The following is a 13250-nucleotide window of genomic DNA, read 5'->3' on the forward strand; positions in this document are numbered from 1 at the left end:
GACCATGCACAAGAACCTCATCAATGGCGAGTGGCTGGACGGCCACGGCATCGCCCGCAACATCAACCCGTCCGACACGCGCGACCTGGTCGGCGAGTACGCCCAGGCCGACCGCGCCCAGACCGAGCTGGCCATCACGGCCGCCGCGGCGGCCTTCCCGGCCTGGAGCCTGTCCACGCCGCAGCAGCGCTTCGACATCCTCGACGCCGTCGGCACCGAGATCCTGGCCCGCCGCGCGGAACTGGGCGAGCTGCTGGCCCGCGAGGAAGGCAAGACCCTGCCCGAGGCCATCGGCGAGGTCGTGCGCGCCGGCAACATCTTCAAGTTCTTCGCCGGCGAGGCGCTGCGCCCGGGCGGCGAGGCCCTGCCCTCGGTGCGGCCCGGCGTGGGCGTGGAGATCACGCGCGAGGCCGTCGGCATCGTCGGCCTGATCACGCCCTGGAACTTCCCCATCGCCATCCCGGCCTGGAAGATCGCGCCGGCTCTGGCGCATGGCAACTGCGTCGTCTTCAAGCCGGCCGAGCTGGTGCCGGGCTCGGCCTGGGCGCTGGCCGAGATCCTGTCGCGCTCCGGCCTGCCGGCCGGCGTGTTCAACCTCGTGATGGGCCGCGGCTCCGAGGTGGGCCAGACGCTGCTGAACGACCCGCGCGTCGCCGCGGTCAGCTTCACCGGCTCGGTCGCCACCGGCCAGAAGGTGGCCGCCGCCTGCGCGGCCCGCATGGCCAGGTTCCAGCTCGAGATGGGCGGCAAGAACCCGATGGTTGTTCTCGATGACGCCGACCTCGGCGTGGCCGTCAATGCCGCCGTCAACAGCGGATTCTTCTCGACCGGCCAGCGCTGCACGGCGTCCAGCCGCCTCATCGTCACCGAAGGCATCCACGACCGCTTCGTCGGCGCGATGGCCGAGAGGATGAAGACGCTGAAGATCGACGACGCCCGCAAGGCCGGCACCGACATCGGCCCCGTCGTGGACGCCGGCCAGCTCGGCCAGGACATGGACTACATCGGCATCGCCCAGGCCGAGGGCGGCCGGCTCGCCCAGGGCGGCGCGCGCATCGAGCACAACGCCGACGGTGCGCCCGGCTTCTACCTGACCCCGGCCCTGATCACCGACACGACGCCGGCGATGCGCATCAACCGCGAGGAAGTGTTCGGCCCGGTCGTCAGCGTGATCCGTGCACGGGACTACGAGCATGCGCTGGCCCTGGCCAACGACACGCCCTTCGGCCTCGCCGCCGGCATCGCGACGACCTCGCTGAAGCACGCCACCCATTTCAAGCGCCATGCGCAGGCCGGCATGGTCATGGTCAACCTGCCGACGGCGGGCGTGGACTATCACGTGCCCTTCGGCGGCCGCAAGGCCAGCAGCTACGGCCCGCGCGAGCAGGGCCGCCATGCCGCCGAGTTCTACACGACCGTGAAGACGGCCTACACCCAGGCCTGACCCCCGTCACCGGGGCCCAACGTCCACAGAAGACGAGGCCCTTGCCTTCCCAGGAGACAGACATGAACACCACCACCGCCGGCGCTGCGGCGGGCGCCACCCGCACGAGGAAGCGCTTCGCCATCCTCGCGATGCTCTTCGTCGTGACGACGATCAACTACGCCGACCGCGCCACGCTGTCCATCGCCGGCCCGGCGCTGTCCAAGGAGCTGGGCATCGACGCCGTGACCATGGGCTACGTCTTCTCGGCCTTCGGCTGGTCCTACGTCATCGCCCAGTTGCCCGGCGGCTGGCTGCTGGACCGCTTCGGCTCCAAGGCCGTCTACGCCGCCAGCATCCTGCTGTGGTCCATCTTCACGCTGCTGCAAGGTGGCATCAGCTTCCTGACCGCCAGCGCCGGCACGGCCGTCGTCGCGCTGTTCGCGCTGCGCTTCCTGGTGGGGGCGGCCGAGGCACCGTCCTTCCCGGCCAACGGCCGCATCGTCGCGGCCTGGTTTCCGGCCGCCGAGCGCGGCACGGCCTCGGCCATCTTCAACTCGGCCCAGTATTTCGCGACCGTGCTGTTCGCGCCGCTGATGGGCTGGATCACGCACGGCTACGGCTGGCCGGCGGTCTTCGTCGTGATGGGCCTGCTGGGCATCGCGGTCAGCGCCATCTGGCTGAAGACGGTGTTCACGCCCAAGACCCATCCCAGCGTCAGCCAGGCCGAGCTGGACCACATCGCCGCCGGCGGCGCCCTCGTCAACATGGACAACGCCAACACCCAGAGCCGCAGCTTCGGCGAGCCGCCCAAGCTGCACTACATCAAGCAGCTGCTGGGCAATCGCATGCTGATGGGCGTCTATGTCGGCCAGTACTGCATCACGACGCTCACCTATTTCTTCCTGACCTGGTTCCCGGTCTACCTCGTCAAGGAGCGCGGCATGTCCATCCTGAACGCCGGCTTCGTCGCGGCCCTGCCGGCGATCTGCGGCTTCGCCGGCGGCGTGCTGGGCGGCCTGATCTCCGACGGGCTGCTGCGCCGCGGCTGGAGCCTGACCGTGGCGCGCAAGACGCCCATCGTCATCGGCATGCTGCTGTCCACGTCGATGATCGTCTGCAACTACGTCGACAGCGCGGCCGTCGTCGTCGCCATCATGTCGCTGGCCTTCTTCGGCAAGGGCCTGGGCGCACTGGGCTGGGCGGTCGTGTCCGACACCTCGCCCAAGGAGATCTCGGGCCTGTCCGGCGCCCTCTTCAACACCTTCGGCAACACCGCCGGCATCACGACGCCCATCGTCATCGGCTACCTGATCAAGGGCACCGGCTCCTTCAGCGCGGCCCTCGTCTTCGTGGCCGCCAATGCGCTGATCGCGGTGGGCTGCTACCTCTTCGTCGTCGGCGAGATCAAGCGCTTCGAGCTGCGCAAGACCGGCGCCTGAGCAGGGCTGCTCAGCCCTCGGTGCCGAACACGATGCGCCCCTTGCCGGCGCGCTTGGCGGCATACATGGCCTGGTCGGCGAGGGTCAGCAGCCCCGCCGCGTCGGCCGCGTGCTCGGGCCACAGCGCCACGCCCATGCTGGCGCTGATGCCCGCCTCGCTGCCGTCCGGCAACTTGGCGGGCAGGGACAGCGCGCCCAGCATGCGCTCGAGCACGGTCAGCACGTCGGCCCGCTCGCTCACCTCCGACAGCACGACGACGAACTCGTCTCCGCCGATGCGCGCCGCCAGGTCTTCGCCGCGAATGCCGTCGGCGATGCGCCGGGCCATCTCGCGCAGCAACGCGTCGCCAGCGTCATGCCCGTGCGTGTCGTTGACGGCCTTGAACCCGTCCAGGTCGATGAACACGACGGCCAGGGCGCGGTCGGCCAGCCGCGCCCGCCGGATGGCCGCCGGCAGGGCGGCATCGAGACCGAGACGGTTCGGCAGCCCCGTCAGAAGGTCGAGCCCGGCGCGGCGCTCGGCATTGGCCTCGTTCGCCTTGACCCGTGAAATGTCCACCATCACCCACATCGACACGCCATCGCCGAGCTGGATGCCGCTGAGGTCGATCCAGATCAGCCGGCCGTCGCGGTGGCGCATCTGCAGCTCGGTCCGGAACGGGCGGCCGGTATCGAGTTCCGCATAGGCGCGGCCGATGCGCGCGTAGCTCGCTTCGTCGGGGTAGAGCAGGCGCGACGGCTGGCCGACGAGCTCGCTCGGCCCGTAGCCGAACATCGTCGCGAGGGCCCGGTTGTGCCAGACGGTGACGCGGTCGCGCGTCTTGGCGATGCCGATCAGGTCGTTGTCGAGCATGACCGACTGCTCGGCAAGCAGGCGCGAGGTTTCCATCTGCGCCTGGCGCAGCTCGATCTGGCGGCGCCCCAGCGCCAGGGAGGTGGCGACGACGACCACGACCAGCAGGATGCTCAGCCCCAGCAACTGCGCCACCTCGGCGCGCCAGGGTGCGTAGAAGCTGTCGGTGTCCAGGCCCACCAGCATTAGCAGCCGGTAGCCCGGCACGCGCACATAGGCAGACACGCGCTCGATGCCGTCCAGCGCCGTTCGGGTGGTGAAGAAACCCTGGTCCGGATTGCGCGCGAGCCAGGCGCGAAGATCCTCCGACACCTGGCTGGTGCCGGTGCCGGCGTTGGGGTCCGCGACGGGTGGCGCATAGCGCGCGACGACGCTGAGACTCTCGGTGCGCAGCGTCGCGGCGCCATGCGTGCCGACCTCAACTTCGTTGAGCATGCGGAAGTAGTGGTGCGTCGGCATGCTGGCGTAGACGATGCCGTCGAACCGCCCTGCAGCGTCGATGCGCGCTCGCGCGAACACCAGGGTCCAGTCCTTGCTGACCCGGCCGACGACGGGATCCGACACCACCAGCCGGTTGGGCCGCTGGCGCGCGGCCTGGAAATAGGGGCGGTCTTCGACGCTCATCGCCCCCTCGGTCTCCCGGTTCAGCACCCGGCCCTGGGCATCGGTGACCCGAATCGCGAACAGTTCGGGAACCAGGTCGCGGTGGGAGTCCACCACCTCGCGCAGGCGCTCGGGTCTTTGCAACACATCGGGGCCGGCCCGGACGAGTTCCCGGTCCAGCGACGCGAGCGAATTGTCGATGAGGCGGATGTCGGCGGAGACGCTCTGCCCCAGGGTCTGGGCCAGGCTCTCGACGCTCTGCCGGGCTCGCGCCGTGTGCTCCTGGTAGCTGGCATACAGGGCCATCCCCACCATGCCCTCGACGAGAGCCAGCAGCAACGCGATCCCGACAGCCCAGTTCAGCCAGATTCGCCTTGCCAGTTTTTTGGGCATTGTTCTTGGTGTCGTATGCGGTCAGGTTTACATGCTAAGACCAGTTCGCGCCCCAAAGTGTCCGCGACGACATCTAACGCCGCAAGCCCGCGGCAAGCAGGGCGTCACAACGGTTTCATCACGGGCTTCTAGTCTGCGCGGTTTTGCCACTCGCGGCACCCAACCGCACCGATGAAAGCCGACATGCATCCGCGCCTGACGACGCCCCTCGCCCTGCTCCCCCTCTCCCGCGGCCTGGCCCTTGCGGGCCTCGCGCTCTCCCTGGGCGCACATGCCGCCGACGAGGCCAAGCCCGCGGCCGACGTCGTCACGCTGGAGCCGGTCAGCGTGTCGGCCCAGTCGGGTGCCTACCGCAAGGAGAAGAACACTGCCTCGGCCGTGGCGCCCACGCAGGCCAGCCTGACGGCCACGCAGCCGCAGTCCGTCATCACGCGCGAGTTCATCGAGCAGTCCGTCGCGCCGACGGCCGAATACAGCCGCATCGTCGCGATCGCGCCCAGCGTGTCGGGCGACTCCGCCAACGGCCCCGGCCTGTCCGAAACCAAGACCACGCTGCGCGGCTTCGGCGACGACCAGTACAACATCACCTTCGACGGCATCCCCTGGGGCGACACCAACAACCCCGCCCACCACTCCACGTCCTTCTTCCCGGGCGCCGTCATCGGCGGCGCCGTCGTCGAGCGCGGCCCGGGCAATGCGAGCAACCTCGGCTTCGCCACCTTCGGCGGTTCGCTCAACCTGTTCTCCAAGCAGGCCGGCAAGGAGGCCGGCGGCAGCCTCTTCACGTCATTCGGCCGCTGGAACACCCGGCTGCTCGGCGTCGCACTGGAGTCGGGCGAGCTGGCCCGGTTCCACAAGGCCACCGTGCAGCTCAATGTGCAGCGCCTGGAGTCCGACGGCTATCTGACGAAGAACAGCATCGCGAGCAACAACGTGACGCTGAAGGTCGACATGCCGCTGTCCTCCCAGCACACGCTGACCGGCTTCATGTCGGTCAACCGCATCCACTACGTGCAGCCCGACAACAACAAGGGCCCGACGCTGGCCCAGGTCGCGCAGTACGGCAAGAACTACAGCCTCAACGACGACCCGACGAGCTTCAATTACACGGGCTTCAACCACACCGGCAAGGCCACCGACTTCGAATACCTGCGACTGCGCTCGCGCTGGTCGGCCAGCTTCTCGACCGAGGCCCAGGTCTACACCTACAGCTACGACAACCAGACCATCTCCTCCACCGACCCCACCGGCGCCACCGCGCCCGGCACCAAGGCCGGCCCCAAGGGCAACACCGACATTCCCGGCATCGACAAGCAGAACAAGTACCGCGTGATGGGCGGCATCTTCCGCGTCGAGAACCAGTTCGAGGCCGGCACGCTGCGCGCCGGCGTCTGGACCGAGAGCTCCGACACCGACCGCCACCAGTACGACCTCGACCTGACACTGGGCGTGCGCGACCCGCGCGAGACCAAGCCCGCGCCGGTGCAATACCCCAGCGTGCTGTTCGACCAGCAGTCACGCATCTCGTCCTTCCAGCCCTATGCCGAGTTCGAGTGGGAGCCGCTGGCCGGCACCAGCATCACGCCCGGCATCAAGTACGTGGACATGACGCGCTCGGTCAGCGCCCTCGTCAACCAGACGACACGGCTGCCGCAGAACGCCAGCGTCAGCTATGGCAAGACCCTGCCCTTCCTGACGCTGAACCAGCGCTTCGGGCACGACCTCGCGGCCTATGCGCAATACGCCAAGGGCTTCCAGATTCCCGACCTGAAGTCCTTCTACATCGCCGACCCGACGAAGAACAGCGCCGACCCGCAGACCTCGACCAACTACCAGCTCGGCATCGTCGGCAAGAACCCCGCGCTGACCTGGGATGCCGACATCTACCGCATCGACTTCAAGAACAAATACGTCTCCAACGGCCTGGGCGGCACGGCGGCGGCCTATGTCAACGTCGGCGGCGCCGTCTACAAGGGCGTCGAGGGCCAGGCCACCTGGATGGTGGGCGGCGGCTTCGCGGCCTATGCCAATGCCTCGGTCAACAAGGCCATCGCCCAGGACACCGGCAAGACCATCTCCGGCGCGCCCAATATGACGGCCGCCCTCGGCGCCCTCTACAACCAAGGCCCCTGGGGCGCATCGCTGATCTGGAAGCGCACCGGCAGCAGCTACCAGCAGGACTACGATGCGAGCAACCCGGGCGCCTACGAGCGCTACCGCACCGCGGCCACGACCAATACCGACCTCAGCCTGTCCTACCGCTTCACCAACGTGGGCTTCGGCGCGCAGGCGCTGAAGCTGCAACTGAACGTCTTCAACCTGATGAACAAACAGGACGTGACCTCCATCAGCCCGGCCAAGAACCCGACGTTCGACCAGTACACCTTCCAGGCGCCGCGCAGCTACCAGGTGTCGGCCAAGGCGGAGTTCTGAGCATGCGCGCCTGGCTGCTGGCCGCGGCCCTGCTGGCGCTGGCGGGCTGCGCCAGCCTGCCTGGCCCACAGGCCAATCCCGTGGCCGGGCCCGCGGTGGCCGGCCTGCAGCAGGCCTGGGTCCAGGCCGTCGCCGGCCCGGCCTGGGCCGTGCGCGCGCTGACGGCGGACGCCAGTTGCCCCCGCCTCGCCTGGCCCGGCGGCAGCGCGGCGATGACCGAGCGCAGCGCCCCCGGGGACGAGGCGCCACCACCCGGCAACAAGGAGCCCCAACGCAAGCCCTCGCACTTCGCGCTGCGCGCCTGCGAGGCGCCCTGGCCCGCCCTGCCGGCCGGCGTGGACAGCCTGCAGGTCGACACCGTCACGCTGAAGGCCCCGGCCGCCGAAGCGCGCCGCATCGTCGTCATCGGCGACACGGGCTGCCGCCTGAAGGCCTCGGGCCATGCCTTCCAGGGCTGCAATGACCCGCTCAGCTGGCCCTTCCCGCGCGTGCTGGCCCAGGCGCTGGCGATGCAGCCCGACCTCGTCGTCCACGTCGGCGACTACCACTACCGCGAAAGCCCCTGCCCGGCGGCCCTGGCCATCTGCGCCGACAGCCCCTGGGGCTATGGCGACGACACCTGGCAGGCCGATTTCTTCCAGCCCGCCCGGGCCCTGCTGGCCGCGGCGCCCTGGGTCTTCGTGCGCGGCAACCACGAGGCCTGCAGCCGCGCCGCCCAGGGCTGGCTGCGCTACCTGGACCCCGAGGCCGGCCCGGCCCGGGCCTGCTCGCCCGCGGGCCCCGGCGTCAACGACGGCGACTTCACGGAACCCTTCGCCGTGCCGCTGTCGCCGCGCAGCCAGCTCATCGTCTTCGACTCCTCCGAGATCGGCAGCCGCACGCCGCCCCGGGACTCGCAGGCCTGGGCACGCTGGCGGGCCCAGCTCGACCGCGTCGCCGAGCTGTCGCGCAACCGCGCGCAGAGCCTCTTCGTCACCCATCACCCCAGCCTGGCCTTCAGCCCCAGCCTGCTGGGCACGCCCAGCGCGGCCCGCTCGGGCCTGACCCCGCTGCTGCAGGACGCCACGCCCGGCCGCCTCTTCCCGCCCGGCGTGCAGGCCACGCTGCACGGCCACATCCACATGCACCAGGCCCTGGGCTTCGCGGGCAACCATCCGGCGACCCTGGTCATCGGCAACAGCGGCTCCGCCGCGGCGGGCCGCGTCGACGCCACCGCCGCGCTGAACTACGAGCTGCAACCCGGCGCCCTGCTCGAGACCGTCGAAGTCCATACCGACTTCGGTTTCTCGCTGCTCACGGCCACGCCCGAAGGCTGGCAGCTCGAGGCCTTCGACGCCAGCGGCCGGCCGCTGGCCAGTTGCACCCTGGCCGGCTCCAGGCTGCGCTGCTAGCACGGCTCGCGTGACTTCCGGCATCCGAGTGCCGCGCCAACTCCGTCACCACAAGCTCGAATTGAAGGGTTGCTGGCGGGTAAATCGACGGGTCGCCCCAGGCCCCGAAGCTACACTCGACGCACCTGTCAAGCTGTTTTAGGCAGGATTCCGTTGATCACAGGACTCGCCTCATGAGCTCCAAATTGAAAGTCGCCGGCTGGGTTGCCCTCGGCGCCGTGGCAGGTGCCCTCGCCACGATGCAGCTCCAGGCCAATGCGCGCAGCAGCCTGTCGCCGCTCCCGCTCGAAGAGATGCAACAGCTCGCCGCGGTCTTCGGCATCGTCAAGAGCGACTACGTCGAGCCGGTCGACGAGAAGAAGCTGATCAACGACGCGATCGCCGGCATGGTGTCCGGGCTCGATCCGCACTCCCAGTTCTTCGACAAGAAGAGCTTCAAGGAATTCCGTGAAGGCACGACCGGCAAGTTCGTCGGCGTCGGCATCGAGATCGGCATGGAGGACGGCCTCGTCAAGATCGTCTCCCCCATCGAAGGCTCGCCCGCCTACCGCGCCGGCCTGAAGAGCGGCGACCTGATCAGCCGCATCGACGACACCGCCGTGCGCGGCCTGAGCATCGACCAGGCGGTCAAGAAGATGCGCGGCGAACCGGCCACCAAGGTCAGCCTGACGATCTACCGCAAGGCCGAGAACCGCACCTTCCCCGTGACCATCACCCGCGAGGAGATCAAGGTCCAGAGCGTGCGCGCCAAGGTCGTCGAACCCGGCTACGCCTGGATCCGCGTCAGCCAGTTCCAGGAACGCACCGTCGACGACTTCGCCAGGAAGCTCGAGGAGATCTACAAGCAGGAGCCCAAGCTCAAGGGCCTGGTGCTCGACCTGCGCAACGACCCGGGCGGCCTGCTCGAGGGCGCCGTGGCCATCTCGTCGGCCTTCCTGCCGCAGGACGTCGAGGTCGTCTCCACCAACGGCCAGGTCCCCGAGTCCAAGGCCAGCTACAAGGCCAACCCCGACGATTACCGCCGCCGCAGCGGCGACGACCCGCTCAAGCGCCTGCCCATCGCGCTGAAGACCGTGCCCCTGGTGGTGCTGGTCAACGAGGGCTCGGCCAGCGCCAGCGAGATCGTCGCCGGGGCACTGCAAGACCATCACCGCGCCACGCTGATGGGCGCCCAGACCTTCGGCAAGGGCTCGGTCCAGACCGTGCGCCAGCTCGGCCCCGAGACGGCGCTGAAGATCACGACCGCGCGCTACTACACGCCGAGCGGCCGCTCCATCCAGGCCAAGGGCATCGTGCCCGACGTGATGCTGGACGAGACCGCCGAAGGCAATGTGTTCGCCGCGCTGCGCATGCGCGAGGCCGACCTCGAGAAGCACCTGGCCAACGGCCCCGAGGAAGACGCCGCCCGCCTGAAGGCCCGCGAGGAAGCCCGCGCCAAGCTGGAGGCCGAGTTCGCCAAGCGCGCCGAGCCGCCCAAGCCCCTGCCCGAGTTCGGCTCGGCCGAGGACTTCCCGCTGGTCCAGGCCATGAACCAGCTCAAGGGCCAGCCGGTCATCGCGTCCAAGACCGCCGTCGAGCGCAAGGCCGAAGCCAAGCCGTCCGAGTGATCGCCAGCGTTACGTGTTGACGAACAGGCCTCCTTGCGAGGCCTGTTTGCTTTTCAGCGCCGCCGGGCCACCACCAACGCGCCCAAGGCCGCCGCCGCACCCAGCGCCGGCACCGCCCGCCAACCCAGCGACGCCAGCAGCACCGACCCCAGCGCCGCGCCGCTCGCCATGCCGACGAACATCGAGCTGACCAGCACCGCGTTGAGCCGGCTGCGTGAGGCCGGGTCCAGGCTGTAGATGACGCTCTGGTGCGAGACCAGCGCCGCCTGCACGCCGAGATCGAAGACGACGGCCACGCCGACCATCAGCCACAGCGAGGCCGGCGCCAGGGCCTGCACGGCGAAGGCGGCCAGCACCAGCAGCGCGCCGACGCGGATGACGGCCTGCGGGCCGCGCCGGTCCGCGATGCCGCCGGCCAGCGGCGCCGCCAGCGCACCGGCCGCGCCGGCCAGGCCGAAGGCCCCCGCCACCGCGCTGCCCTGGCCGAACTCCGGCCCCGCCAGCACCAGGGCCAGCGTCGACCAGAAGGCGCTGAAGGCCACGCTCAGCAGCCCCTGGGCCAGGGCCGCGCGCCGCAGCGGCGCGTGCTTCATCCACAGCCCCGCCATCGACGCCAGCAGCGCGCCATAGCCGCCCGACGCCGCCGGCACGAAGCGCGGCAGGCTGCGCCACAGCAGCGGGATCAGCAGCGCGACGGCCACCGCCGCACTCGCATACACCGCGCGCCAGCCCGCCAGCGCGGCCAGCGAACCGGCCGCCACCCGCGACAGCAGGATACCCAGCAGCAGCCCCGTCATGACCTGGCCGACACGCTTGCCGCGCTCGGCCTCGGGCGCCAGCGTCGCGGCGGCCGGCACCAGGTCCTGCGCCAGCGTCGCCGTCAGCCCGATGACCACGCTGGCCAGGCAGAGCGCGCCGAAGCCGGGCGCGAGCGCGGCGAAGGCCAGGGCCGCGACCAGCGCGGCAGACTTCGCCACGATGATGCGGCGCCGGTCGAAACGGTCGCCCAGCGGCGACAGCAGCAGGATGGCGGCACCATAGCCGAGCTGGGTCAGCGTGGGCAGCAGGCCGATGGTGGCGCCGCCGACGCCGAACTGTTCCGACAGCAGCCCGAGCAGGGGCTGCACGTAGTAGATGGAGGCAACGGCCAGGCCGGTCGCGGTGGCGAGCAGCAGGGTCAGCGCCGGGCTGAGGGCCGCCGGCAGGCTGCGGGTATCGGGGAGGGATTTCATGGGCCGGCAGTGTGACGGCTCGCAAAAACCCTTGCCCGGAGTCTGCCCGGCCGGGGCCCCACGATGGGCAAGCACTATCCTGACGCCATGAACGACGCCGACCTGCTGCGCTACTCCCGCCATCTGCTGCTCGACGAGATCGGCATCGAGGGCCAGCAGCGCCTGCTCGACGCCAGCGCCCTCGTCGTCGGCGCCGGCGGCCTGGGCTCGCCCGTGGCCCTCTACCTCGCCTCGGCCGGCGTGGGCCGCATCACGCTGGTCGACCACGACACCGTCTCGCTGACCAATCTGCAGCGCCAGATCGCCCACGACATGACCAGCCTGGACAAGCTCAAGGTCGAATCCGCCGCCGCCCGCATGGCCGCGCTCAACCCGGCCGTGCAGGTACGCACGCTGGCGCGCAAGGCCGACGCGGCCCTGCTCGACGAGGAGCTGCCGCGCGTCGACGTCGTCATCGACTGCAGCGACAACTTCGCCACCCGCCACCTGGTCAACGCGGCCTGCGTTCGTCACGGCAGGCCCCTGGTCTCCGGCGCGGCCATCGGCTTCGACGGCCAGATCAGCGTCTACGACAGCCGCTCGGGCGAGCAGCCCTGCTATGCCTGCCTGTTCCCGCCCGAGTCGGGCTTCGAGGACGTGGCCTGCTCGACGATGGGCGTGTTCGCGCCGCTGGTGGGCATCGTCGGCAGCGTGCAGGCGGCCGAGGCGCTGAAGCTGCTGGCCGGCATCGGCGAGCCGCTGGCTGGCCGGCTGCTGATGCTCGACGGGCGGCGCATGCAATGGAGCGAGATCGCCGTGCAGCGCGACCCCGACTGCGCGGTCTGCGCCGGCCGGCGCCACTGATGCGCGGCCGATAATGGCCGCGAGAGACCGCCCGCATGCCCGCCCCCAGCCCCTCAACCTCCGACGCCGCCGCCTCGCTGTGCATCCTGGTGGTGGACGATGACGAGGCGGTGCGCGGCAGCATCGCCTGCCACCTGGACCGGCTGGGCCATCGCGTCATCGAGGCCCGCGACGCCGTCTGGGCGCTGGAGCTCTTCGAGCGCCATCGGCCCGACCTCGTCCTCAGCGACGTCGAGATGGCCGAGTACGACGGCTGCTGGCTGGCGCGCCAGGTGCGCGAGCGCGACCAGGGCGGCTGGACGCCCATCATCTTCCTGTCCGCGCTGACCGAGGCGACCGACGTCGCCGCCGGTATCGCCGCGGGCGCCGACGACTACCTGCTCAAGCCCGTCCACCCCATCGTACTGGAGGCCAAGCTGCACGCGATGCGCCGGCTGTGCCGGATGCGCGCGCAGCTGCAGGCACTGTCGGACGAACTGCAGCGTGCCAATGTCGAGCTGCAGCGCCTGGCCTGGCACGACGGCCTGACCGGGCTGCTGAACCGGCGCGGCCTCGACGAGCACCTCGACGCGGCCATCGGCCTCGCGCAGCGCAGCGGCACGCCGCTGACCATCATGCTTTGCGACGTGGACCACTTCAAGCGCTACAACGACGCGCTCGGCCACCATGCCGGTGACGACTGCCTGCGCCGCGTCGCCGCGCTGCTGAAGCAGCTGGCGCGGCGCCCGATGGACTCGGTCGCCCGCTACGGCGGCGAGGAGTTCGCCCTCGTGCTGCCCGACACGCCGCGTGCCGGCGCGCGCACGCTGGCCCACGCCATCACGCGCGTCTTCGGGAGCGCGGCCCTGCCCCACCCCGACTCTTCCGTCGCCGCCCACGTCACGCTGTCGGGCGGCATCACCACCTGCGACCCCGGCACCGCCACCCCCGCCGCCACGCTGCTGCAGCGCGCCGACGAGGCCCTCTATCTCGCCAAATCGCAGGGCCGCAACCGCTTCGCCAGCCTGTGAAGGCGGTGCCCGCCCTGCGT

The 13250-nt window shown here is 70.3% G+C and carries 9 protein-coding genes; 7 read left to right on the top strand and 2 right to left on the bottom strand.

Features of this window, described 5'->3' with window-relative positions; translation table 11 throughout:
* Window positions 1–4 precede the first annotated feature (4 nt).
* Window positions 5–1444: an aldehyde dehydrogenase family protein gene (locus EV671_RS14070; protein WP_132572593.1), complete on the top strand. Its 1440-nt coding sequence runs from the start codon at window positions 5–7 to the stop codon at window positions 1442–1444.
* 62 nt (window positions 1445–1506) lie between these two features.
* Complete coding sequence (locus tag EV671_RS14075) at window positions 1507–2865, top strand: MFS transporter (RefSeq protein WP_132572596.1); 1359 nt, start codon at window positions 1507–1509, stop codon at window positions 2863–2865.
* 10 nt (window positions 2866–2875) lie between these two features.
* Here EV671_RS14075 and EV671_RS14080 read toward each other — a convergent pair whose 3' ends face one another.
* Window positions 2876–4714 carry a sensor domain-containing diguanylate cyclase gene (locus EV671_RS14080; protein WP_132572599.1) on the bottom strand — a complete coding sequence of 613 codons (1839 nt, stop codon included), beginning with the start codon at window positions 4712–4714 and terminating at the stop codon, window positions 2876–2878.
* 183 nt (window positions 4715–4897) lie between these two features.
* Between EV671_RS14080 and EV671_RS14085 the strand changes: the two genes are divergently transcribed.
* The 3 genes from EV671_RS14085 to EV671_RS14095 all read left to right on the top strand — a co-directional run bounded on the left by EV671_RS14085 (window position 4898) and on the right by EV671_RS14095 (window position 10145).
* Window positions 4898–7147: a TonB-dependent receptor gene (locus tag EV671_RS14085; protein ID WP_165917571.1), complete on the top strand. Its 2250-nt coding sequence runs from the start codon at window positions 4898–4900 to the stop codon at window positions 7145–7147.
* Window positions 7148–7149: 2 nt separating this feature from the next.
* A complete protein-coding gene (locus tag EV671_RS14090; RefSeq protein ID WP_132572605.1) occupies window positions 7150–8538 on the top strand; it encodes a metallophosphoesterase family protein in 1389 nt (462 codons plus the stop codon).
* Between the two features lie 173 nt (window positions 8539–8711).
* A complete protein-coding gene (locus tag EV671_RS14095) occupies window positions 8712–10145 on the top strand; it encodes a S41 family peptidase (protein WP_132572608.1) in 1434 nt (477 codons plus the stop codon).
* Window positions 10146–10198: 53 nt separating this feature from the next.
* Here the strand turns inward: EV671_RS14095 and EV671_RS14100 are convergent, their stop codons facing one another.
* Window positions 10199–11377 carry an MFS transporter gene (locus EV671_RS14100; protein ID WP_132572611.1) on the bottom strand — a complete coding sequence of 393 codons (1179 nt, stop codon included), beginning with the start codon at window positions 11375–11377 and terminating at the stop codon, window positions 10199–10201.
* Between the two features lie 87 nt (window positions 11378–11464).
* On the opposite strand from EV671_RS14100, the gene EV671_RS14105 reads away from it, so the two are divergent.
* Window positions 11465–12220: a HesA/MoeB/ThiF family protein gene (locus EV671_RS14105; RefSeq protein WP_132572614.1), complete on the top strand. Its 756-nt coding sequence runs from the start codon at window positions 11465–11467 to the stop codon at window positions 12218–12220.
* A gap of 35 nt (window positions 12221–12255) precedes the next feature.
* Window positions 12256–13230: a GGDEF domain-containing response regulator gene (locus tag EV671_RS14110; protein WP_132572617.1), complete on the top strand. Its 975-nt coding sequence runs from the start codon at window positions 12256–12258 to the stop codon at window positions 13228–13230.
* The last annotated feature ends 20 nt before the right edge of the window (window positions 13231–13250 follow it).

Origin of the sequence: Roseateles saccharophilus (genome assembly GCF_004342485.1) — a bacterium.
GTDB lineage: Bacteria > Pseudomonadota > Gammaproteobacteria > Burkholderiales > Burkholderiaceae_C > Pelomonas > Pelomonas saccharophila.

Bases quoted from the DNA above. Each gene is read 5' to 3' on its own strand.
- EV671_RS14070 (WP_132572593.1), top strand. From the start codon at position 5: ATGCACAAGAACCTCATCAATGGCGAGTGGCTGGACGGCCACGGCATC.
- EV671_RS14075 (WP_132572596.1), top strand. From the start codon at position 1,507: ATGAACACCACCACCGCCGGCGCTGCGGCGGGCGCCACCCGCACGAGG.
- EV671_RS14080 (WP_132572599.1), bottom strand. From the start codon at position 4,714: ATGCCCAAAAAACTGGCAAGGCGAATCTGGCTGAACTGGGCTGTCGGG.
- EV671_RS14085 (WP_165917571.1), top strand. From the start codon at position 4,898: ATGCATCCGCGCCTGACGACGCCCCTCGCCCTGCTCCCCCTCTCCCGC.
- EV671_RS14090 (WP_132572605.1), top strand. From the start codon at position 7,150: ATGCGCGCCTGGCTGCTGGCCGCGGCCCTGCTGGCGCTGGCGGGCTGC.
- EV671_RS14095 (WP_132572608.1), top strand. From the start codon at position 8,712: ATGAGCTCCAAATTGAAAGTCGCCGGCTGGGTTGCCCTCGGCGCCGTG.
- EV671_RS14100 (WP_132572611.1), bottom strand. From the start codon at position 11,377: ATGAAATCCCTCCCCGATACCCGCAGCCTGCCGGCGGCCCTCAGCCCG.
- EV671_RS14105 (WP_132572614.1), top strand. From the start codon at position 11,465: ATGAACGACGCCGACCTGCTGCGCTACTCCCGCCATCTGCTGCTCGAC.
- EV671_RS14110 (WP_132572617.1), top strand. From the start codon at position 12,256: ATGCCCGCCCCCAGCCCCTCAACCTCCGACGCCGCCGCCTCGCTGTGC.